Raw genomic sequence first — 22,014 nt, forward strand, 5'->3', positions numbered from 1 at the left:
GACGCCGATGTTGTTTGGATCAGGTCCGAAGGAAATCAACCGCGAATCTTCGGGCAGTGCGTGCACGAAGTGGGGGTGAAGTCTTTGCCATTCCAATAGGGGAATAGCATCTCGTCGATCACCTTCTTGTCTTCCGGCGTGACATGGACGGCGTCCGGCTTGCCCGCCCGTTCCGCGGACATGAACGCCTCGGCGCCCTGCTTGATGATGCTGCCGTCGAGCTCGGGCTATGGTCATGACGGTCGCACCGCGATGAGGTCTCGTCGTAGCCGCAAACTGGTCTTCAACGACTGCCGCATTCAACATCGCTCGAGCGTCCCGATATACACCGTAGTTCCGCCAAGCTTCCGCGAACCGGCTTTCGATCTGCGCGCCTCGTCTTAAGAGCTGCATATGACGGGCCTCCTTTGCAACCGCCTGCAGTTGCGTCCGTAGGCTAGCGGCAAACGCTGCCCTAACAGCACGCCAATCAGTCATGGGATCGCCTGTAAGCGCTAAGCCCTCAACGCTCTGGATCAACTTTCGAACATCGGACCCGATGCCTCGACCGCCGAAGCCTTCATCACCGCGACGCCGCACCGCTTGACCGAGCGCGCGAAGCCGCGAAGCCCTATTTATCGCTACGTCTGAAGCGTTTTCAGAGCGCCCTAGTTCAAACTCGGCGAGACCGTCCAATAGCAGCAAATGCGCTGTCGGAGTCGTGGGTTCAAGCATGAGGGCTATTAGAGCGCCTGCGAGCATGGGCCCTCCGCCGAGACTAAGATCTCTACTGGATACCCTGGGAGACCGTGATCTGCGCGAGCCATATAGTCGAAAACCTGCACAGCAAGATTGTTCGCAGGAACAAGGATTGCAAGCGACCAATCTGGCGCCCGCCTGAGGCGGCCAATACTGCGCAGCACTTCCTGCTTAAGTGGACGCAGGCTCTGGCCGGGATACCTAGCGATCGAAACACCGGCATACGGATCCGGTCGAAATGCCCCCTCAATCATAGCGTCGGCGAACTCCAATATGTCCGTCCCCGCGCTACGACGATTTCGCCTACAAAATCGAATTCTGTTGGACGGAACTGAGCGATAAATTCTCCGAACCGACGCGGATCTGCGCCCTTGAAATCGTAGATGCGCTGTTTCGGGTCACCCAATGCGATTAGTCTGCTATGACGACCGAGTTGCGCGATCATGGCCCATTCTTCGGTGTTCGTATCTTGGAACTCGTCAACAATCATGAGCGGGTATTTGACCGCCTCAAGAGGTCGGTATTCCGCACCGGACCATGCGTCGGGTGATGTAAGGCGCCTACACGTTGATCTCGCCGGCGGCCCGCACAATCGCTGCAATGGCTGCCTTGGCTGCTGGCGACGAGGTTCTCCCTCGTAATCGGACGATGCCCGTGCTCGACGGCGGCGACACCCAGCCCTGCACGACAAGCCGAACGAGCGCGCCGGATTCCAGTTCCTCCCGTACCGCCGCGTCCGTCGCACCCAGAACGGTATCCGTGGTGAGCGCGACTGTCTTGAGCATGCCGTAGTTGTCGCACTCGAGCGCAATGGTGGCCTCCTGGCCCTCAGGCAGGCCCAGCAGGGCGGCCAGTTCAACCGTTGAGGGGCTCAGCAGCGTAGGTACCGCAAGTCCGTACGCCCAGACTTCCTGCAGCGTATGCTCGCGCCCAGCCAGCGGATGGCCTGCCCGCACATACAGGTTGGCCGGTTGCCCCCCGATCAGCTGGATGTCCAGCGCGGCATCCTTGGGCATGTCACTCACATCGGCGGCAAAGAACTCGATGTTCTCGGTACGCAGGCTCTCCAGCAACTGCACCGAGTTGCCGACCTCCATGCGCAGCGTCACCTGCGGGTGCTGGCGGCGCAGCGCCACAAGCGCGCGTGGCATCAGGGTGGCCGTCAACAACGGTCCTACACCGAACGCCGCGTCGCCGAGCTGACTGTCGCGGTAAAGATCCACGTCGCGCTGCAGGCAACGTGCCTCGAACAGCAGCTTGCGCGCCCGCTCGATGACGAATTCGCCGGCCGGGGTGGGGCGGACATCACCAACGTCGCGGTCGAACAGGCGGATACCCAAGTCGCTCTCGATGGCCTGGATGCTGCGGCTGAAGGCCGGCTGGCTCCGGTGGACGGCTTCGGCGGCGCGGGCGAAGTGCAGGGTGTCGGCAAGGGCGACGACGTGGCTCAGGCGGTGCAAATCCATGGTGTTGCGCTCCATGCATCAAGACGATGAGAATTATGCATTGGACGCATTACGATGGCACCCCCAAAATCGTCCTCACTATTAAAAAATGTGAGCGAGAGGAGACACCCCACATGAGCTCGCAACTGCAATACCTTCTGATCGGCGCCTGCATCCTGGGCTTTGCCGCCATGGAGTTCATCACCCGGCGCTACCAGAACACCGTGCGAGACCACGCGACAGCCAACGACACCTGGCTGGAGGTGCTGATGTTCGTCAGCCTGATCGCCGTCACCCAGCCGATCGCACTGCTGGGCAGCAACGCGCTGTGCAACTGGCTCATGCCCGCGGAGCACAACGCCTGGGCCAACCTGCCGTGGTGGGCCATGGCCGGCCTGCTGCTGATCGGCGATGACCTCACGCAGTACCTCTGGCACCGCGCCTCGCACACGCCGCTGCTGTGGCCGCTGCACCGCGCGCACCACAGCGCGGCCTACATGAGCGTGCGCATTACCTACCGCAACAACTTCTTCTACTACCTGATGATGCCGGGCCTGTGGATCGGCGGCGTGGCGGTGTATCTTGGTTTCGGCCCGATCTATGCGGCGTACCTGGTGATCAAGCTGGCGGTCATCCTCGGCGCGCACTGCGCCTGGGCGTGGGACGCGCCGCTGTACCGCATCCGCGCGCTGCATCCGCTCATGTGGGTGCTGGAGCGCACCATCTCCACGCCGGCCACGCACCAGGCGCACCACGCGCTCACCAACGAAGATGGCATCGGCCACTACAAGGGCAACTTCGGCAACCTGCTGTTCTTCTGGGACGTGCTGTTCGGCACCGCGCATATCACACGCAAATATCCGGCCAAGGTCGGCCTCCAGGACGACATCCTGTTTGGCCCGGAGCGCTGGACGACGCAGATGTTCTACCCGCTGGTCCACTCCAAGCGCGAGCATTCGGCGCTGCGCCCCGGCGGCTATGGCTTCACCGAAGCTGACCTACAGACCGAAGCTAAACAGGAGGCCGCATGAACGCCAGGTTCGACGTGCTGGTTGCCCCCGTGTGGGTAGCGCATTCGAGGCGCAGCAGCAGGCGTTCGCGATGCCTCGGAAGGAGCTGAAATGCGTAACGCGCACGGTTGGCGTCTGGTCCGCGAGCCGCCTCTTGGCCACGCCTAGATGACCCGAATGGAAACCATCGTGCTTGGGTGGAGCACCGCGCTTGTGGCGGTCTTCATCCGACCCATTGGTATTGGTTAGGAGAAGACGATGATCGTCTGTTCTTGCAATGTGTTTAGCGACCATCAGGTGCGGTCAGTGGTCGTAGAAGAGGCGCAACGGCCTCGTATGAGCGAGGTGTATGCCTGCCTCGGATGCAGCGCCCGGTGCGGCCGCTGCGCTCACGCTATCAAGCGGATCATGGATGAAAGGCCCCGCTCCGTTCATGCGAACGCAAGCATGCACTAACTTGGAGTTGATACAGTCACAGTCACACCCGCCCTCGATATTTCGCTTGGAAGGACACGCGAAAAACCAAGAGAAAGGGAACATCATGAACGTGCCTGTCAATTCCCGTTCGATCGACATTCCCACTGAATTTCAGTCCTGCTTTGACAAGCAGCGTGCGGCTTACCTGGCGGCGCCGGAGCCATCCTATGCTCAGCGCATTGCTGACTTGAAGTCGCTGACACGGCTCCTGAAAGACAACAAGGATGAGTGTCGGCTGCTCTGTAAGGCCTGCCGGATTTGCATAGGCAGCAAGCGTCGCTTCTTTAACATGCTCCTAATGCCCGCTTGTGGAGATCGGGAAGATTCTGCTGGAGGTCGGACAATGAAGTGCCGGGCTTTTCACATGCTCACCGTCGCAGTCGCGATCGTTGTGGCCTGGTCATTTCCCGCGTTCGCGCAGACCGATCCCCTGCCTTCCTGGAACGACACACCTGCAAAACAGGCCATTATCGAATTCGTCGGCCACGTCACGGAAGACGGCGGCTCCGACTTCGTCGCAGCGTCCGATCGCATCGCCATATTCGACAATGACGGCACGCTATGGGTGGAGCAGCCCATGTATGTTCAGCTTGCCTTCGCGCTCGACCGCGTCAAGGCGCTCGCTCCCATGCATCCGGAGTGGAAGGACAAGCAGCCTTTCAAGGCGGTTCTCGATGGCGACATGAAGGCGCTGGCCGAGTCCGGTGAGCCTGGCCTCGTCGAACTCATCATGGCTACCCACGCGGGCATGACCGTGAGCGAATTTTCGTCGATTGTGACGGACTGGCTCGCCACCGCGCGCGATCCGCGCTTCAAGCGGCTCTATACTGAACTGGTGTACCAGCCAATGCTCGAACTCCTGGCCTACCTGCGCGCGAACGGGTTCAAGACGTTCATCGTGTCGGGAGGCGGCGTCGAGTTCATGCGGCCCTGGACGGATAAGATCTACGGGGTACCGCCCGAACAAGTGGTCGGATCATCGATCAAGACCAAATTCGTCATGCGCGATGGCATACCAACGATATTCCGCCTCCCGGCCGTCAATTTCATTGACGACAAAGACGGCAAACCGGTCGGGATCAATGAGTACATCGGCCGCCGTCCGATTGCTGCCTTTGGCAACTCCGATGGCGATCTCGAAATGCTGCAGTGGACGACGTTAACAGCCGGCGTCCGGTTCGGCGTGCTCATCCATCATACTGATGCTGAACGAGAATATGCCTACGACCGGCACTCGCATTTCGGGCGCCTCGATGTCGCGCTTGATTTGGCGGCCACCAACCATTGGACCGTTGTCGACATGAAGCGCGACTGGAAGGTCATATTTCCTTTCCAAAAACAGTGAGTAGCGGAGTCGCCCACTGGCATCCCACTGAAGATATTTAGCTAGCTCCACGCTGCAACATAACATCCATTGATCTACGTCAAAGCACGGCGTCAAAATCCGTACGTTGATCTACGGTAATAACAACACCAAAATACAACTGTAATTTAGTGCCACCCTCGTCCCCTGCGTCTGCGATCCGAAGCTAAGGCTTCCTGAGGCTCATCGCCGTAGCACCGGTTGTCTGGCCAAATAGTAGTTTCTGTTTTGGGGGAAGAACAGAAGTGCCGTGGAGTAGAGTCTTCAGCATTAGCGATCCGTCGGCGTGCCACGCCGTTATTCGGACTGCCGATGTCGAACTGCTTCCCACAGCGAAGGGACGTTTTCATGCTCAGATTGCACAGATCGGCATGAACAGGCTTCTAATCCATCGATTTCATGTATCCCTACCACAGGTCAGTACTGTTGCGGTAAGGCCCGGCCGTACATCGATCGGTTTTCTAACCGAACTCAATTCGTCACCTTTCCTGCACTGTGGCCAAGAAGTCTCGCCCGGCGATATCATCGTAAACAGGTTCGACGTCGCACATCAACGATCTGACGCTAACCTTCATTTTGGCGCGATGTCTCTGCCGATTGATGATCTGGATGCTGCTGCAGAAACAATAATCGGTCGTGAGCTGCCGAGAACGCCGCACAGGCGAATTATTCGCCCGAACCATGCGCTGACGCTCCGACTACTAAAACTGCACAAGAGCGTCGCGCAGCTTGCTCACGATGCAGCGCATATTCTGGAGCTGCCGGAGGTGCTTCGGGGCTTAGAGAATGAGCTCATTCATATCATGGTGAGTTGCCTTGCTGAAGGCACCGCCGTAGAGCCGACCGCCGGCAGCCGACGTCATGACATGATCATCGCGCGGTTTGAGGAATTTTTGGAAACGCATCCCGACCAGCCGCTCTATCTTCCCGAGATTTGCGCAGAGATCGGCGTCGCGGAGCGAACACTTCGCGCCTCCTGCGAAGAGCATCTCGGCATGGGACCAATTCGCTATCTCACATTGCGCCGAATGCACCTCGTGCGGCGAACGCTCCTGCGTTCGGATCCATCCAAGGCATCAGTCACGCAGATCGTTACCGACCACGGCTTCTGGGAACTCGGGCGCTTTTCGGTTGCCTACCGCACGCTGTTCGGAGAGTCGCCATCGCGTACGTTGCGGCGGCCCGCGGAGCGGCCGGAAGTCTATTTCAATCCCCCATCATCGCTTGCGGCCACTGACTTGCGGCCCGTTTGAACCAGACACGGTGGGCTTACCACGAAATGCCTTGGCACAGAGTGCCAGAGCCGCCTCGCTGCCCTGCAGGCAGCCGTGCCCGCTTCTGATTGCCGGAGCGTCGCCGGCCTTGCCATTGTGTTGCATAGCGGGCTTGGCAACGCAGAATATCATTGTCTCGGCCGGGCTGACAAATATCGGGAAACGCTCAGTTCGTGCCCGGCAACGCTAGGCCCAGTATCCTTCAAGGAGGCGAATATACTTCGTATGCGAACGCTCTTCGCTATCGCGTTACTCCTTCCAGTCCTTGCAACCTCGCTACCGGCACAAGCAGCAAAGATGGATGTCAGAGCCGCACGCGCTGAATGCTTCAGGCAGGCCAATGCCGCGGCAAGCGGTGTAACCGTTGGTAGTTCCGGTGCTACTGCGGAAAGGCGAGCTTATGGGATGGACGCCTATCGTGAGTGCTGCGCAAGATGGGCATACGGCCGTAAATACTCGGCCATCTTCTGTTCCTGAAAGACCGCCGACGGGCGGTCTTTCTATTGATCGCGGCATCTGGTCGAGATCGCCTACCCGCCTGCCGGAATTGCATATTCGCACACGGCACGACGAACAGCCGAACTTCCGAACCCGCATAGTCGAAAACGGTCAACTACCTGATGCTGCCTCCTCGGTTGGCATCAGCCGGTCGCACGAACTGTCCGCCGGTCCGACGGGACGGGGCATATGGCAGAAAACGGTACACTCACGTTTAGCGAGCCCGATGGCTACATCGCCGAATTCGGTGATGCACGTATTAATCTCACAATAACGGGTGCCGGAGATTTCAACGCACGGCTGACACGGTTGAAATTGAAACATCTGGAAGTCTATCTGGCTTGCGAAAGCCTCCCGCGCATTGCCTATATCTCACTGCCCCCCGAGCAGGTGTTCCTGTCGTTTCCGGTCGGTACCGCATCTCTCATTTCTGATGGATTTACTTTGCGAAACGGCGACATGTTTTTGCACGGTCGCGGCGAGAGCACACATCAACGATCCGACGGCGCATGCCAATGGGGCTTCACATCATTATCGACCAAGCAATTCGAGCGTTGCAGCAAAACATTGACGGGACGAGAGATCGCACCGCCGCACCCAAGCAGAGTACTCCATCCTGCACGCGCGGATGTAACAAGATTTCAGCGTCTCTTTAAGGAGGCTTGCCATCTTGCGGAAGCCAAACGGAGATTGATCGAGCGCCCCGAGGTAACAAGAGCGCTGGAGCAGGAAATGCTTCACGCAATCATCAATTGCGTTTCCGCCAATGAGGCAAGAGACAACCAAACACTGCACCGTCACGCCGCTATCATGGCTCGCTTCGAAGAAACGCTGAGGCAACGCATTGATCAAAAGCTTAACATGCCCGCACTTTGTGCCGAGATCGGCGTGCCGGAGCGAACACTGCGGCTGTGCTGCGCCAAATTCCTCGGTGTAAGTCCCACGCGATATCTCTTGTTGCGACGATTGAACAAGGCTCGTTCGGCCCTTCGACGTGCCGATCCTTCGATAGCCACCGTCGCGGAAGTTGCCCGAGACCATCAGTTCCTGGAGCTTGGGCGCTTTGCGGTGACGTATCGCACCACCTTCGGTGAGTCGCCTTCCATGACGCTGCACCGCGATCCGCAATCGGAACCTGCCGAAAGCGCATAGCGCTTCCCGAAGGTTTCAACCAATTTCCTGTTCGCGAGGCATCCGACCGATTGCCGAAATCTGATCCTGCATGGGTCGGCAAATCGGTTGGTGGGTGGAGTTGGGCGAAGGCTGCGGCCCGGGCTTTCGGCAGTCGCCATCGAGGAAAGGCAACCATGAGTATGTTCAGAACAATCTGGGGCGCTCTTGTCGTGCTGTGTACCGCCACGACACTGGCGAGCATTCCTGCCTCCGCCCAGCAGGGACAGAAGCCCAACATCCTCTTCATCATGGGCGACGACATCGGCTGGATGCAGCCGAGCATCTACCACCGCGGATTGATGGTCGGGGAGACACCCAACATCGATCGCATCGGCAACGAAGGCGCGATGTTCACGCACTATTACGCCGAGCAGAGCTGCACGGCCGGGCGTACGGCCTTCCTCACCGGCATGCAGCCGGTTCGCGTCGGCATGACCTTGCCGGAAATCCCCGGCAGCCCATCCTATCTGCGGCCCGGGACGCCGTCGCTTGCCAGGTTCCTGCTCGATCTCGGCTACAACACCGGGGAGTTCGGCAAGAATCATCTCGGCGATCACACCGACTCGCTGCCAACTGCGCATGGTTTCCAAGAGTACTGGGGCTATCTCTATCACCTCGATGCCATGCAGGGGGTGAGCTTCCCTGACATCAACAAGACCGCGACCCAGCAGACCGTCGCCCCGCCATGCAAGAACACACCGATTCCTGGCGTACCTGAGGTTGCCGGCGCGGTTGATCCCAAGACCACAGTCTGCCTGACGCCACCGCGTCCGATGCTCGCGTGCAAGTCCTCGGATGGCACCGCCAAGAACATGACATGCAAGGACGAGGGCCCGCTTACGCTCGATCGATCGAAGGGTATCGACGAGGAAATCTCGGCCAAGGTCGTCGACTTCCTCGATCGCAACGACCCTCGCCGCACCAACAAGCCATTCTTCGTCTGGTACAATCCGGCGCGCATGCACATCACGACCGTGCTGAATGACAAGTACCTGGCCATGGTGGGCGAGCCCGGCGGCAAGGACTGGGGCATCAATGAAGCCGGCATGAAGCAGATGGACGACAACATCGGCGTGGTGCTCAAGAAGCTCGAAGACATGGGCCAGCTGAACAACACGATCGTCGTCTTCACCACCGATAACGGCGCCGAGACCATCACCTTCCCGGACGGCGGCGTCACGCCGTTCAAGGGCGGCAAGCTGAGCACCTGGGAGGGCGGCATGCGCGCCCCGATGGTGATCCGGTGGCCAGACGTCATCAAGCCCGGCACGGTCAAGAACGAAATGTTTTCCGCCCTTGACTGGCTTCCGACGCTCGTCGAGATCGCCGGCGGGCCCAAAGGCGACGCACTGAAGCAACGGATCGAGGCCGGTGAGTATCCCGGCATCGTCAAGACCACGCTCGATGGCATCAACCAGATCGACTACCTGAGCGGCAAATCTGAGAAGTCGCCACGCGACCACTTCCTGTATTACTCCAGCACGACGCCGTCGGCGGTTCGCTACAAGAACTGGAAGATGTATTTCGCAATGGTGTCCGACGACCCCGCGGGCTTCGTTTCGGGAGTGCAACCCTACTCCTGGACCCAGGTCGTCAACATCAAGCGCGATCCCTTCGAGACCTCGGTGGGTTCGCAACAGAAGACACTCTTCGGTATGGGCGGAGCGATTGCTTCTCCGTCGACCGCCTATGTCTATGACTGGAACTTGCTGCCCATCGGCCAGCAGCTTTGGTTGATGCACCTCGAGTCTTACATCAAGTTCCCGCCTCTGCAGGACCCGGCCAGCTACAACCTGGAGCAGGTCATGCGGCAAGTCAGGAATATGAAGACGGCCGGCCGCAGCGACTAGCTGCGAACGTCAGGCCGCGATCGCAGAACAAGAGAAGAAGTGGCCGGTCGGAAAGGACCGGCCACTTGTTCCAGAAATCTCGATGAATGCGCTTTCCGTGCAATCCCCTGGAGAGACCGTGAAGCTGCCCATGCGTTTGGACGGCGAAAGTATGGAGTTGCTCATACCGTGCTGAAGAATCGAACCGGCTGCATGATCATCGCCCTCCTGCTGTGCGAGGCGGCACCCGCGCTAGCCCAGACCACGCCGCCTTCGACGCCGGAGCACCAGCCGCTGCAGAAGACGATCGGCCAGGCCAAGCCGGAGATCGTGCCGTCGCTGATCGTGATGAACGCCCGCGGCGCCAGCCTGCAGGGCGGTAAGCTGACACTCACCGGCGTTGCGCCCAACTCGATCATCTTCGCGGACCGCCCGGTGCGGGCGGCCGGGCATTCGCTCACGACCGACCTGCTGGCGGAATGGTCGCCGAGCAATGACAGCGCCGAGAGCTTTACCAAGGATCCGCCGAACGCCACCGTCTCGGTGCTCAGCGCGGACGGCTTGAAAATCCGCGATGCGGTCGTGGTGCTGAAGACGGCGAAGCTCGAGGGCGACCGGCTGACCTTCGATGTGGATGTGCTCGAAGGCGAGCTGGCCGGCGGCGACGGGCCGGCGGCACTCTTCATCGACCGCTTCGGCTTCGGCGGCTTCCACGCCGGCGGCTTCCGCGGCGACTTCGACCGTGTGGGAACCGTCGGTGTCGGTCGCGTTGGTGTCGATCGCGTCGGTGCAGTTGGCGTCTGGCACCATCCCTACGTCGCTCGCGGCGCTTGGTACCGGGGGGCCGCCTACGGTGCCGCAGCGGTCGGTGCGGCCGCCGTGGGTGCGGCGGCAGAACGTGCCTATCCCTATGGCGCCGCCTGCGGCTACTACCCCTTACCCGCCTTGCTACTGAGCGACGTCATCGACGCGGAAAATACTCCATGGCGCCCACGCTTGCAGGCGGCCGCAAGCCATGAGGTCCGATCGATCGGCCCTTCTTCAGGAGATCGATGATGAATAGGTGCTGGCACATCTGGTTCGGCTTGGTGGCGTCGCTCGCTTTCATGACGGTCGCACCCGCATCAGCACAACAGCAGAAACCGAACATCCTCTTCATTCTTGCCGACAACATCGGCTATGGCGACATCGGCGCTTACGGTGGCGGGGAGCTGCGCGGGGCTCCTACACCGCGCATTGACCAGCTCGCCGCCGAAGGCTTGCGGCTGACGCAGTTCCTAGTCGAACCGGCCTGCACCCCGTCGCGTGCCGCCTTGATGACCGGACGCTATTCCATTCGCTCTGGTCTGTCGCTGGTCGCCGTCGAGGGGACAGCCATCTCCCTGCCGGCGACGGAAATCACCATGGCCGAGATGCTGCGCGAGGCAGGCTACGCCACAGCGATCTTCGGCAAATGGCATCTTGGTGGGCAATCCTACAGCCAGCCCCAGAACAAGGGCTTCGACGAATTCTACGGCATCCCTCCAGCGGTCACCTGGGACGCGTTCCTGATGGTCCAGCAGGCTCGCCAGACCAAGACACTCGATATCCCGCTCGACAGGGTGCCGCAGATCGTTGAGGCCAAGCGCGGGGAACCACTGAAAACGGTAAAGCCCTACACTGCGGAGGTACGGCGCGAGATCGACTGGGAGCTGGTCGACCGCGGCGTCGATTTCATGCGGCGCCAGAAGGCAGTCGGCAAGCCGTTCTTCCTCTATCTGCCGATCTCGCGGACGCATTTCCCTAACCTCCCGTCGACCCGGTTCGAGGGCCGATCCCGCATCGGCCAGTTCGGCGATTCCCTTATGGAAGGCGATGCCATCGTTGGCCGGATGCTCGATGCTCTCGACGAGCTCAGTCTCGTCCGCGACACAATCGTGGTCTTCGCCTCCGACAACGGTCCCGACGGCCCTGGCGCACACACTTTCGGCGGCGACATGCCGGACATGGGCTCATCCGGCCCCTATCGCGGCGCGCTCGGCGATGTCAGCGAAGGCGCGATCCGCACTGCCGCCATCATACGCTGGCCGGAGCGAATAAAGCCGCGATCATCCTACGCCATGTTTTCGATCATGGATTTCTTCCCGACCTTCGCACGGCTTGCTGGCGGCAAGGTGCCGGATGATCGCCCGATCGACGGCGTCGACCAGAGCGAGCTGCTGCTCGGGAGCAGCGACAGCGGGCGGCGCGAACATCTCCTGACCTTCGTTGGTCCATCTCTCGTTGCGGCGCGCTGGAAACAGTTCCGCGCCTATTTTGCCGACGTAGCGCCGGGCCGCAGCGGATCCGGCGGCGCCACGATATTGGGAGGTGTCGGCGCGAGCGCAGCGCCGATGAACGGCTACCCCAAAGTGTTCAACATCGAAGCGGACCCGCACGAAGAACACAACATCGGAGAGATGTACGAGTGGGTGATCGGCCCGGTGCTGAGGGCTGTGGAGCAATACAAAACAAGCCTCGTAAGAGCACCAAATCCGCCGGCGGCGAACATGACGCGGTTTTGACAACGCCCTTCCGGGGTTAGCGAGGCATCAACCGGGTAAGGCGGCTACCGCGTGCCTGCGCCCTTGCACGGAGCGCCCGCGCCTCACTCGACACGCGAAATATCCTTGAGCACCGGAATAGGTACGGAGACGACGTTCGGACTGCCCCAGGCCGTCGAGATCCGTATCGTCCGTGAAAAGAACTGCTTGGTCGTCGTGAACATGTTGCTGACGACCGCGACCACGCGCCCCGCACAATCGACTACGGGAGCTCCCGAGGCACCGTGATCGAGCACGAGGCGGTCGTCTCCGTCGTACAGCTCGAGCAGCGCTGTGCCCACTAATTTTCCGCTATCGCCATATTGCACGAATCGGCCGCCTGCGACGCGCAGGCGGTTGCCGGGATAGGCGAGGCTCACAACAGGTTCCTCGGCGACGAGCGGCTCCATCCGGAGCTGAAAGCTCTCCGCACCGGAAAATTCCGTCTGCAGTTCGAGCACGGCGATCCTTTCCGCAGAGGAACCCGCGAGGCGCTGGATGCGGGCGGGAATCGACCGCTTGATTTCCCCTTCTCGAATTTCGACTTGCTTCCAGCTCTGGTCCGAGAGGTTCATGGCATCAGCAACGTGTTCTACCGTGACCAGCAAGGTCGGAGACAGGAACCAGCCCGTGCCCATTATAGCGACCACGCCGGGCGGCGCCTCGCGCTCGTTGTCATCGAACTGCCGCACGATGCTCACCGTGGAGTGGGCGAGCGTCGCGGGATCGATACATCCCGCGTCGACCCGGGTGAAAGCCAGGATCAAGATAAGAACGAGAAACAGTCGCCGCCCCATGACGCCCCCAGGTTCGCAACGCACGCCCGTGTGCAGTCGGACCGGAAAGCGCCCCTGCAACGATGCCCCTGGGAAGATTAGCAATATTGCGGAGGGGAGCCTGCAATCTAAGGCGATCTTGTCCCCGATATTCTGCGTTTTGCCTTGTCTCCTCTTGCCACGGACTGGCGTTTACCTGCCGAAGCCGGTGCCGTAGCGTCACCTGCCGAAGGCAATATCGGCGTCCCCAAGTGACAATATCGCCCGCGCCGGTCCGGTCAGTAAGCTCGCCGATTACGAGGGCCCACCGCGATCGAGTAGACTGGATCGCGCTTCTGCCGAGCGAACGGCACGCAAGACAACCTTTCGGGCGCCAGGCCGCGGCCGTGCCACGGCAAGGGCTCCCGCCACATCAATTGGGCGCACAGCCAGCGGAGCTGGTTTGGAAAAGATGATGACCCGCGCAAGGGACTGGCCGTCTTGCTGAATGAGCGTGACGGCGTCGCTTGGCACCCCGATCCGAAGACCGGCAATCCGCAACACAGCATCGCGGCTGCATTACCACGCAGAGAGGTCGAGACCTGCGGGCTGTGCCACGCGCGACGCGGCGAATTCTCGGAAGACTGGGTGCCCGGACAACCCTTGTCCGATACGCACGCCGTCTCCCTCCTTGCTCGTGGCCTGTATTATGCGGACGGTCAGATGCGAGACGAGGTGTACAATTACGGCCCGTTCAAGCAGAGCAAGATGTTCCAGGCCGGGGTCACGTGCAGCGATTGCCATGAACCCCATGCCGCGAAGCTCCGCGCTCCAGGCGATGGCGTTTGCCTGCAATGCCACGCTTCCGACAAATATGAAGTTGCCTCACACAATCGCCACGAAGGGGTAACGCCGGCAGTGGCCTGCGCATCATGCCATATGCCTGCCAGCACCTACATGGTGGTTGACAAGCGACACGACCACAGCCTTCGAATTCCCAGGCCGGATCTTTCCGTGAAGCTTGGCACCCCCAATGCCTGCAACGATTGTCATGCCGACCAATCCGCACAATGGGCGGCCGACGCGATCGAGCGCTGGCACGGGCCAGTCCGAAAGGGTTTTCAGAATTACGCCGAGGCATTCCATGCCTCCTGGACCGACCGCTCCGATGCAGCGCCGCCGCGCCACCCCACAAACAGTCTCGCCGGCCTGCATGGTCTCCTCGACGAGGCGAACCTTCTCGTCGTAACTCCAGCGACGCCGACGTTCGACGCCCAATACCTTCACCTGCATTCGCCACATGACCTTAAGGCTAGACTTAAGGTCACACCCTCAGGCAGCTCGCCGAATACGTCAAACCAGTTTGCGAGAAAGTACTCCTCGCCGCCCCGCTGTATGCACCAACGGCAACGCCTCGGCCGGTTCGCTCGGCGTGTACTACGCCTTTATCCAGTTCGCTGATCACGATGGGTAAGCCGTGTCGCAGTTCGACGCGCATTATTCCGGCAACAACTTCGACCTTCTCGACGGCGGCAGTGGCACGGTCACTGGTGTCAACTAATCACCTACACCGCTGACTTCGGTCAGTGCGTGACGGCGGCGTTCTCGGCGGAAAAGGAGCCTCAACCATCAGCTGTCACGAACGTCGATAGCCAGCAATCGTGCAGCCAGTCGAGCGCTCTGTCGAGTTTCTTCTCGATCATTTTGGTCCTGGTTTCGATGCTAAACGATACTGCCGGAGGTTGAATTGCAGCAATAGCAGCCCTTGACACTTTCAAGAAATAATTCATTCAAAAATTGTGCACGCAGCCGCCTTGCTGAATGAGGCACGGTGTTGAGAACTGTCCTCATGATAGCTCTTGTCGCGAGCCGGATCTGACGGAAGCCGTGAGCAAAGTGTCGCCCCGACGAGGCAAAAGACAAGCATGTGATCAGTGGTCGCGAACCAAGCCTACTACGAATTTTGCAACGCCGATCAATGATCTGATCGAAGGCTAGGGAAATTTGTATAAAGATTGGAATGCATTATCCCAAAGCTCTTGCACAAAACTACGGTCCTTTGGGCTGCTCGCAGTAGTACCGATCGACCGGACCGAGCTGAAATGGGATCGAGTTGGAGCGCCGCATTGGGGCCAATGTACCCGACGAAAATTTCCAGGAAGCCCTTTGCCGAGAGCGCGCGTATCAAATTGCGAACTACTCCTGAATCCACGCCAACGTCTTTCGCTCGAAGCCGGGAGATCGCAATTCTTGTCCACGACGGCGAATGGTCTGGATCAGAACAGATCATCGTCTCTCTAATGATGGCTCCAATGACACACTTAACCTCGGGCCTCAGGCGCGAGGGTTCGTTTCGCTTAATAATAGCGCTATCGTACCTGATTGCTGTCCATACTGAGAGCACCATTTGGTGACCTGGAACGGATAGCGCGCCACAGGTCAGGTCGCCATTCGGAAACCGATTTCGCTCGAACGAGCGGGCCTGTGATCTACCAACTTCAGTATCAGATCGCCCACTTAGCGACCGCAGCCTATGTTGTACGCTGATGTAGCTGCGCTTCATCATTGATGCGATTTCAGCGGCGGTTCGACCTTCGGACGCCAGCAGGAGTAGATGGGTCTCGTCGTCTCGAGTCCACCGCTTTCCGCCACGGCTTCTTTCAGAATCTCCAGTGCCTTTCATCCTTTAACCCATGGCGTTCAGTCGAACCGGACGCACGTCGCTGACCGATTCTGGGAAACGGCTTGACGGCCGTAATGGCAAGGCGTCGGCGCCGATAGCGAAACATCGCTCGCGGTATATCCAGCCGTCGTGCCGATGTTCGGCAGCAAACTGAAGCTCTAGGAATTGAGTAGCCTGCACATGCCCGACCGGAAAACAAATCTGGTCTTAATGCTGATGTGTACCACTTGCGACCGGAAGCAGTCGACACGAACACTCGAGCCGCTGTCTTGTAGAGATATCTCACCCGCCCGACGAGCTCGCGGCTCAGCGAGTGGGCTGCAATGCATGGCGCCGTCGAAGCAAAATGAAGATCCGTCGGGTCGTGCTCCTACCGAGCAGGACCACCCATCTTCGCGCTGAAAGGTGATACGGCTCGATCCCATTCCGATAACACCTGGCCGCATTTTCGAAATTAGATGAACCCCAGCATGCCTGAAAGTTCGAGTCCGGTCCACGGTACATGGTAGCCCTGCGGCTCAGCTCTCAATACGCGCCCGCGACGATCAATCTGGCGGATTTGTACGGCAGTTGGCCGCAATGGCAGAAGGACAGTATCACTTCTTCACGCGCCAGGACGCCGGATCATTAACTTACGCCCCATGCTATGGCGTACGAGCTTTGCCTGGCGACAGCCGGCAAGCAGGTCCCATCGGGGCCGGACTGGATCCACGAGGTAAAGCACGACGGCTACGCACGTCAACAAGGTCCATCACGTCACCACCATCACCCAGGTTGCGAAGACCTTGGCGAAGACGAAGATTGGCTGCGCGACATCTCGATAGAAATGGAGATCGAGGACGGGGTCATCTGGGTCTATGGCGTCGACAAGACGGTGTTCAGGCGTTCACCGACGTCGGAATCGAGAACCTGATCGAGCTGATCAAGTTCTACAAGGAAAACTTGGACTGCTGAAGCGGTGATCCTGCAGGATACCGTGTGATGCGGCCTCTGGTCTCGAACTCGGCGAACACCCCGAGCGTAGGCATCACGCCCGGCCCCTTTGTTGGTGGTCACAATCGGTCGTACGACGAGAGCGGCAGTTGAGCTGATTTGTCTTGATATTTCAAAGTGAAGGGTGAGCGGCGGTCGCGTCGTTCTGGGCGCGCCGATTATCCAGGCCGGATAGAGCTGCGAGCCTAACCTAGACTGGCTGCAACTAGTTGAGCTGTGTACGGGGTCTGCGCGTGCGGGACGCAGGCCGATGAGATGGACGGTCGCAGTTCGCCCTCGCCATCCTCGGCTCTGCACCTCCAACCCCTACCCTTATCGTTTCGTTGAGCCGGCGAAGGCGACTTCACCAGCTAAGCTTCTCAGCGCGATGCCGTGCGCGCAAAAGAAATCCCCGGCAGTTGCCCGCCGGGGTTCTCTGATCGGTCGAGAGATCGATCTTAGAAGTTGCGCTGAGCGCGGAGGAGCAGGGCGAGCGAGTCCTGATCCTTCAGCTCGTACACAGCTGCCGGCTTGGCGGGGGCAACAAGCGCCGGGATCGCAATCGTGCCCGAGTACTTCTGGTCCAGACGCGAGTAGCTCAGGTCAGCCGTGAAGGCCAGGCCCTTGACCGGGGTCCACACGGTGTTGACACCGATCACACCGAAGTTGAAGTCCGGGTTGCAGGTCGCAGTGGCGGCACCAAATGCGGCGACGAAGTTGGTGCAAATCATCGCCTTGCCCGCATCGCCGTACTTCACCTGACCATAGCCACCATAGATGGCGCTCGCCCAGTTCGGGCTCCAGTTGTGGGTATAGCCGCCACGGAAGCCCCAGGTCTTGACGGTATCGATGCCGGTACCGGTACCGAAGACGCCGTCAGCAAGAGCAGCGATACCTATGCTCTGGTAGGCGCCAGGCACGCCAGTACCGCCGTACATGAAGAAGGCTTGCGGGAACAAGCTCTGGAAGTTGTAGCGAGTCGCGCCGTCCGTGTAGACCGCCTGCATGTTGATCGAGTCGCCCGCACCGGTCGGGATGTTCTTGATCGACAAAGCGCCCTGGACAGCGAAGCCCCACTTGTCGGACGGATGACCGGTCAGCTCAGTCGTACCGTACCAGGCGGGATGGAGGTTATGCCCAACAACCGACAACTGGGCGAGACCCCAAGCCTGGTCAACGCGGATCTGACCGACGATGTCGGGAGCACGCGTTCCACCCCAAGCGTTGACACCGTAGGCGCCAGTCGAGAACCCAGTGCCGAAAGCAGTAATGATAGCAGCAGGCGTCGCCCCGCCAAATGAGGTGTTAAAGAGGTTCGACTCGCCGCCTGCCGACGTCGTTTCATCCTGCAACGACACCGAACCGGTGATGCCCTGACCGAAGTCAGCCGTGTAGGTCACCTGGTTCACACCGGTGACGTGGTTCGAACCGCCCGGAAGCGTATCGGGACCGCCAGCCGGATAGCTCTGCCACGGAGCGTCGAAGATCGAAACCGTACGGCCGAACGTGAAGCCGGCGAACTGGATGAACGCATGGTAGAGGCCGAGCGAGGCCGAACCGGTCGAGAAGATCGACGGGCTGCTGCCGCTGACCGTTGTCGTATCCCAGCTGAAGACCATATCGGCGTAGGTACGGACCACGCCATACTCGGTCGCCGTGCGCGTATCGACGGTGAAGTCCATACGGGCGCGGGAGCCCCAGTAGTTGGTCAGACGGTTATTCGAACCCTGGTTCACCCCTTGACGGAAACCGTAGTCGCCGCCCTGGACCCAGTTATCGGCACGCAGATAGCCGCCGAACTTGATGCAGGTGTCAGTGCCCGGCATGTAGTAGAATCCGGCACCGTACAGGGAGCAGATCTTCACGTATTCGACCGCCTTGGCCTTTACGGGGAGATCGGCTGCCTGCGCTCCGCCAACGGCGATCAGACCCGCCGCTGAACCGAGCAAAAGGCTCTTAACCAACTTCATGTTAAACCTCCAAGTTTGCTCTATAGGGAAGGTTCCGGATCCGCTGGGTGACGACACCCTAAGGTTGGTTCCTTTGTCCCTTAACTAACCGCTTAGCCGCTTCGCGCCTTCGGACACACCCGCTGAACGCGAGGGACTTAAGCGAACCACCTAAAACGGGACGACCTTGGGATGCCCCCCTCCGTCGCACTCACGATATGAAACGAACAGTTGCGATCAATCAATCACTGAGTGCCCCAATTGGGACGAGAACGGCGCGTTTTTGGGCGATTGTTGCACAAATATCACGACAGCTTGATCAAGCTAAGCCGACCCAACGCATTGGAATGCTTAGCAATTATCGCCAGCAAAGGAGTTCGACCGTCCTTTCTTACAAACGGCCAACCCCGTACACGTAGAAAGCCTTCTGACCTAGCCACTTAAGTGAATCCACCATTCAACGCCCGGCTGCGCTAGGAACGCGAGTGAGCGTGAATCGGGATCACACTGCCGAAACCGCTTACGGTCAGGGCGCTAAAGCCGCAGGAAGATCTACATTGCCTACCGTCTCAAAGGCAGAAATAGCCGCGTGGCGGTTCGCGATTGGAATCAAACGAACCTTTGCGCTTGGACTTTATCCAACCGAGATCCCCCTATACAGAGGTCCATCCCAGAGTCGGATTTCAAAAAACCTTCCAGAGATATCACGGCCAATTAGGGCGTCGGGGAGTCTTTGTTGCGGTTCTGAACCGGCGCTTGAAATGCTCAGTTCCGAGATGATTTCCTTGAGGAGCAGGGTGATGTTGAACCTGGCACTGTAAACCTTTTCGTCCGAGCGCTGCATAATGAGGCCAACAAGGTCGGACATGATCTCTTGTTGTTTAAGGTTCAGTTTCTCCGCCAATGCTGGATGCGCCAAGAAACCGAGAACGTTCAGTTCAAAGTCAAGGTACGACCAAGCTGTACGGGTGCATCCATCGTCGTTGATTACTCTCGAGCAGAAGAGGCTCTTAGCATGGCTGTCAAATTTGATCTCGCTACCACAATACGCGCAAGTCGCTAGTTTACTAAAGATATTCGCAATGTTGTTTCCTTTACGACCCCGGCCCGAGATTAGATTTTGACGTCGAGCTGCTTGAGCAGCATTGAAGGTCGCTTCGTCTATTGCGGCTGGGTAGTAGTTAGCGACTGGATGGCCGACGGGCACGCCTTTCTTACTCCCACCAGCGTAGCTCTTGGGCTGGCGCTCGCCAAAGGTGGCTCGATTTCTCAGCATGCTGTCGATAGTGGTATGGTCCCAAGTCTGAGATGGGCCGAATGATGGAATTTTCTCTCTATTGAGGTGGTTTGCTATTGCGTAGCTACCCATTCCTCCGATCGCCAATTCGAATATGTTGCGGACGACCTCGGCTCTTTCCGGCAAAAAGACGAACTTCCAACGGTCCTCGGTCAACCCTAGCCAACCGGGGCATGCTGAAATCTTCTTCATGCTTGTTTCAGACAAAGCCAACCTCTCGATCTAATGTTCCAAAATAGGCCTCCCCACGCCCTCCTGTACGCAAGACGAGGTGTTAATTTCGTCAAGCCGCTTTGCGGTGAAATTCGTGACAAGAGGAACAAGCGAGAGACGGGCGAAGCGACGACGGCCCAAACGCCTTTGCGTGGGCTATCTAACGCTTCGCCTAAGTTGCGGCAGCTCTAGGATATCTCGCAATTCGAACAAATTGCCCAACAGCTTTCGTGTGCTCGGGGCATAGACGATGTTGGTCCCGGCAAGACTTGCAGCCGCCTTGGGAGGTTCTCGCCAACGAGCCCGCCTCGCGCCTCCGCAACCCAATCAAGTCATCGACCACGACCAAGCCGGCCGCAATGTCGACTCGGGCCTACAGCGGACTACGAGTCTTCAATCTCCCTATTTCCGCAATCAACTCTATGGGCTGCTCATGCCTCTTCCGGCATCATCCTGATGAGCCGGCGGATAACAGCTGAGGTCGCCCGAAATCATCAGCGCCTCGCCATGTCACATTCCATGCATTGATCCACGTCAAACAACCCAGGATTGATCACGTGGCCTCGCGGCGGTTAGAGTAGACCATTCAAATGGCCCGCGATCACATTGCCCTTTGCCCACTCCTCTCGACGACCCATTTTCGTCCGACCAAATGGGACTTTTTGTTTTTGGAGGGAGAACGAAGCCTCAGATCGTTGATGTACGACCTCGGACCTGTTCACGACGATGTCACCGGGCAAGACTTCATAGCCACAATGAAGGAGTGGTGCCGAGTTAGGTCCGATAAGAAAGCCGATCGATATACGGCCGTGCTTGACCGCGACAGTATTTACCTCCGGCAGCGATATATGAACTCCGTGTATCAAAAGGCGGCCCATACCGATTTGTGTAATCTCGGCATGAAAGTTCCCCCGCACTGTCGGAAATAGCTCGACATCTGCAGTTTGAAAAACCGTCCGGCACGCCGACGGATCGTTAAAGCCAGTTACGTGGCGCGGGCACGCGAGATCGAAATGGGTCGCATTCCGGCAGGATCAGCAAGACCGGTTTCCGTTTCACTATGTAAGCTCAGCGCTGCGCAAACAGGTACCAGAGCATCGGGCAGCTCGCCCACGACATTCCGAATATTCTGCAGCTTCCGGAAATATGTCGCGCGCTAGAGAATGAGCTCATTCATGTCATGGTGAAGTGCCTTGCCGAAAGCCCCTCCGTGGAGCCCACCTCGCGCTCCGTTCGTCACGGCGCCATCATCGCGTTTTGAAGAATTTTTGGAGATAAACCCGGACAGGCCGCTTTATCTCACCGAAATTTGCGCAGCGATCGGCGTCGCGGAGCGAACACTTCGCGCCTCCTGCGAAGACATCTCGGCATGGGACCAATCCGCTATCTTGCCTTGCGCCGAATGCGTCTCGCGCGGAGGGCAGTCGTACGTTCGGATCCGTCCAGGACAACCGTGACAAAAATTGTTTCCGACCACGGCTTTTGGGAACTTGGACGCTTTTCCGTTGCCTACCGCATGCTCTTCGGAGAGTCGCCGTCGTGCACCCTGCAGCGACCCGCCGACAATCCTGGAGACTTTCTCAATCGCCCGTCATCGCTCGCTGCCGCAGACGCCAGGCTCGCGACGGTGCCGGGCAAGGGGTATTTCGCCATCCTCCGTCTCTATGGCCCGACCGAAGCCGCCTTCGACAACAGCTGGAAGCCGGGCGACCTCGTGAAGATGAACTGAGCGTGCGGAAGATAATGCAACCCAATTCATTTGAGGGAAGTCCGCTTC

Annotated in this window: 14 protein-coding genes and 5 pseudogenes; 12 read left to right on the forward strand and 7 right to left on the reverse strand. The window is 59.1% G+C overall.

The features are described from left to right. Positions 1-35 precede the first annotated feature (35 nt). The 3 genes from KUF59_RS41330 to KUF59_RS41340 form a co-directional block, all read right to left on the reverse strand. A complete protein-coding gene (locus KUF59_RS41330) occupies positions 36-182 on the reverse strand; it encodes a hypothetical protein (RefSeq protein ID WP_249140887.1) in 147 nt (48 codons plus the stop codon). Positions 183-988: 806 nt separating this feature from the next. Further along, positions 989-1,228: a UvrD-helicase domain-containing protein gene (locus KUF59_RS41335; RefSeq protein ID WP_258768017.1), complete on the reverse strand. Its 240-nt coding sequence runs from the start codon at positions 1,226-1,228 to the stop codon at positions 989-991. 70 nt (positions 1,229-1,298) lie between these two features. Continuing rightward, positions 1,299-2,204, reverse strand: coding sequence for a LysR family transcriptional regulator (locus KUF59_RS41340; RefSeq protein ID WP_212462118.1), 906 nt, complete (start codon positions 2,202-2,204; stop codon positions 1,299-1,301). A 113-nt stretch (positions 2,205-2,317) separates the two neighbouring features. Here KUF59_RS41340 and KUF59_RS41345 point away from each other — a divergent pair, with 113 nt between their 5' ends. The 8 genes and pseudogenes from KUF59_RS41345 to KUF59_RS41380 all read left to right on the forward strand — a co-directional run bounded on the left by KUF59_RS41345 (position 2,318) and on the right by KUF59_RS41380 (position 12,350). Then, positions 2,318-3,214: a sterol desaturase family protein gene (locus KUF59_RS41345; protein ID WP_212462117.1), complete on the forward strand. Its 897-nt coding sequence runs from the start codon at positions 2,318-2,320 to the stop codon at positions 3,212-3,214. Positions 3,215-3,451: 237 nt separating this feature from the next. Next, positions 3,452-3,649: a (2Fe-2S)-binding protein gene (locus KUF59_RS41350; protein WP_212462116.1), complete on the forward strand. Its 198-nt coding sequence runs from the start codon at positions 3,452-3,454 to the stop codon at positions 3,647-3,649. A gap of 385 nt (positions 3,650-4,034) precedes the next feature. Beyond that, entirely contained in the window at positions 4,035-5,015 is a 981-nt protein-coding gene (locus KUF59_RS41355) for an HAD family hydrolase (RefSeq protein WP_249140901.1), read from the forward strand. A gap of 263 nt (positions 5,016-5,278) precedes the next feature. Continuing rightward, positions 5,279-6,286, forward strand: a complete 1,008-nt coding sequence (locus KUF59_RS41360) for an AraC family transcriptional regulator (RefSeq protein WP_212462115.1) — start codon at positions 5,279-5,281, stop codon at positions 6,284-6,286. Positions 6,287-6,994: 708 nt separating this feature from the next. After that, the gene (locus tag KUF59_RS41365; protein ID WP_212462114.1) at positions 6,995-7,957 is read left to right on the forward strand and encodes an AraC family transcriptional regulator; all 963 of its coding nucleotides are present in this window, start codon (positions 6,995-6,997) and stop codon (positions 7,955-7,957) included. A 161-nt stretch (positions 7,958-8,118) separates the two neighbouring features. Continuing rightward, positions 8,119-9,828: an arylsulfatase gene (locus KUF59_RS41370; protein WP_408918135.1), complete on the forward strand. Its 1,710-nt coding sequence runs from the start codon at positions 8,119-8,121 to the stop codon at positions 9,826-9,828. 168 nt (positions 9,829-9,996) lie between these two features. Further along, a pseudogene (locus KUF59_RS41375) lies at positions 9,997-10,762 on the forward strand (hypothetical protein). 100 nt (positions 10,763-10,862) lie between these two features. Then, positions 10,863-12,350 carry an arylsulfatase gene (locus tag KUF59_RS41380; protein ID WP_212462113.1) on the forward strand — a complete coding sequence of 496 codons (1,488 nt, stop codon included), beginning with the start codon at positions 10,863-10,865 and terminating at the stop codon, positions 12,348-12,350. An 83-nt stretch (positions 12,351-12,433) separates the two neighbouring features. Here the strand turns inward: KUF59_RS41380 and KUF59_RS41385 are convergent, their stop codons facing one another. Further along, complete coding sequence (locus tag KUF59_RS41385) at positions 12,434-13,165, reverse strand: S1 family peptidase (RefSeq protein WP_212462112.1); 732 nt, start codon at positions 13,163-13,165, stop codon at positions 12,434-12,436. Between the two features lie 726 nt (positions 13,166-13,891). Here KUF59_RS41385 and KUF59_RS44150 point away from each other — a divergent pair. Next, positions 13,892-13,951 (forward strand): annotated as a pseudogene (locus tag KUF59_RS44150) (cytochrome c3 family protein); the annotation flags it as partial. A gap of 348 nt (positions 13,952-14,299) precedes the next feature. Here KUF59_RS44150 and KUF59_RS41395 read toward each other — a convergent pair. Beyond that, positions 14,300-14,425: pseudogene (locus KUF59_RS41395) on the reverse strand (transposase); the annotation flags it as partial. A 97-nt stretch (positions 14,426-14,522) separates the two neighbouring features. Between KUF59_RS41395 and KUF59_RS41400 the strand changes: the two are divergent. Beyond that, positions 14,523-14,737: pseudogene (locus tag KUF59_RS41400) on the forward strand (porin); the annotation flags it as partial. Between the two features lie 1,833 nt (positions 14,738-16,570). Continuing rightward, positions 16,571-16,768 (forward strand): annotated as a pseudogene (locus KUF59_RS41405) (hypothetical protein). Positions 16,769-17,236: 468 nt separating this feature from the next. On the opposite strand, the gene KUF59_RS41410 reads toward KUF59_RS41405, so the two are convergent. Both KUF59_RS41410 and KUF59_RS41415 read right to left on the reverse strand, forming a co-directional pair. Continuing rightward, entirely contained in the window at positions 17,237-18,748 is a 1,512-nt protein-coding gene (locus tag KUF59_RS41410; protein WP_212462895.1) for a porin, read from the reverse strand. A 613-nt stretch (positions 18,749-19,361) separates the two neighbouring features. Further along, positions 19,362-20,216 carry a recombinase family protein gene (locus tag KUF59_RS41415; RefSeq protein WP_249141240.1) on the reverse strand — a complete coding sequence of 285 codons (855 nt, stop codon included), beginning with the start codon at positions 20,214-20,216 and terminating at the stop codon, positions 19,362-19,364. A gap of 1,390 nt (positions 20,217-21,606) precedes the next feature. Between KUF59_RS41415 and KUF59_RS44495 the strand changes: the two genes are divergently transcribed. Next, positions 21,607-21,966 (forward strand): helix-turn-helix domain-containing protein, encoded by a 360-nt coding sequence (locus KUF59_RS44495; RefSeq protein ID WP_212462893.1) that lies wholly within the window; start codon positions 21,607-21,609, stop codon positions 21,964-21,966. The last annotated feature ends 48 nt before the right edge of the window (positions 21,967-22,014 follow it).

The sequence above is a fragment of the Bradyrhizobium arachidis genome (assembly GCF_024758505.1).
Classification (GTDB): domain Bacteria; phylum Pseudomonadota; class Alphaproteobacteria; order Rhizobiales; family Xanthobacteraceae; genus Bradyrhizobium; species Bradyrhizobium manausense_C.

Excerpts from the sequence above, each read along its gene's own strand:
- KUF59_RS41330 (WP_249140887.1), bottom strand. The coding sequence starts at position 182 with ATGTCCGCGGAACGGGCGGGCAAGCCGGACGCCGTCCATGTCACGCCG.
- KUF59_RS41335 (WP_258768017.1), bottom strand. The coding sequence starts at position 1,228 with ATGATTGTTGACGAGTTCCAAGATACGAACACCGAAGAATGGGCCATG.
- KUF59_RS41340 (WP_212462118.1), bottom strand. The coding sequence starts at position 2,204 with ATGGATTTGCACCGCCTGAGCCACGTCGTCGCCCTTGCCGACACCCTG.
- KUF59_RS41345 (WP_212462117.1), top strand. The coding sequence starts at position 2,318 with ATGAGCTCGCAACTGCAATACCTTCTGATCGGCGCCTGCATCCTGGGC.
- KUF59_RS41350 (WP_212462116.1), top strand. The coding sequence starts at position 3,452 with ATGATCGTCTGTTCTTGCAATGTGTTTAGCGACCATCAGGTGCGGTCA.
- KUF59_RS41355 (WP_249140901.1), top strand. The coding sequence starts at position 4,035 with ATGCTCACCGTCGCAGTCGCGATCGTTGTGGCCTGGTCATTTCCCGCG.
- KUF59_RS41365 (WP_212462114.1), top strand. The coding sequence starts at position 6,995 with ATGGCAGAAAACGGTACACTCACGTTTAGCGAGCCCGATGGCTACATC.
- KUF59_RS41370 (WP_408918135.1), top strand. The coding sequence starts at position 8,119 with ATGTTCAGAACAATCTGGGGCGCTCTTGTCGTGCTGTGTACCGCCACG.
- KUF59_RS41380 (WP_212462113.1), top strand. The coding sequence starts at position 10,863 with ATGAATAGGTGCTGGCACATCTGGTTCGGCTTGGTGGCGTCGCTCGCT.
- KUF59_RS41385 (WP_212462112.1), bottom strand. The coding sequence starts at position 13,165 with ATGGGGCGGCGACTGTTTCTCGTTCTTATCTTGATCCTGGCTTTCACC.
- KUF59_RS41410 (WP_212462895.1), bottom strand. The coding sequence starts at position 18,748 with ATGAAGTTGGTTAAGAGCCTTTTGCTCGGTTCAGCGGCGGGTCTGATC.
- KUF59_RS41415 (WP_249141240.1), bottom strand. The coding sequence starts at position 20,216 with ATGAAGAAGATTTCAGCATGCCCCGGTTGGCTAGGGTTGACCGAGGAC.
- KUF59_RS44495 (WP_212462893.1), top strand. The coding sequence starts at position 21,607 with ATGGGACCAATCCGCTATCTTGCCTTGCGCCGAATGCGTCTCGCGCGG.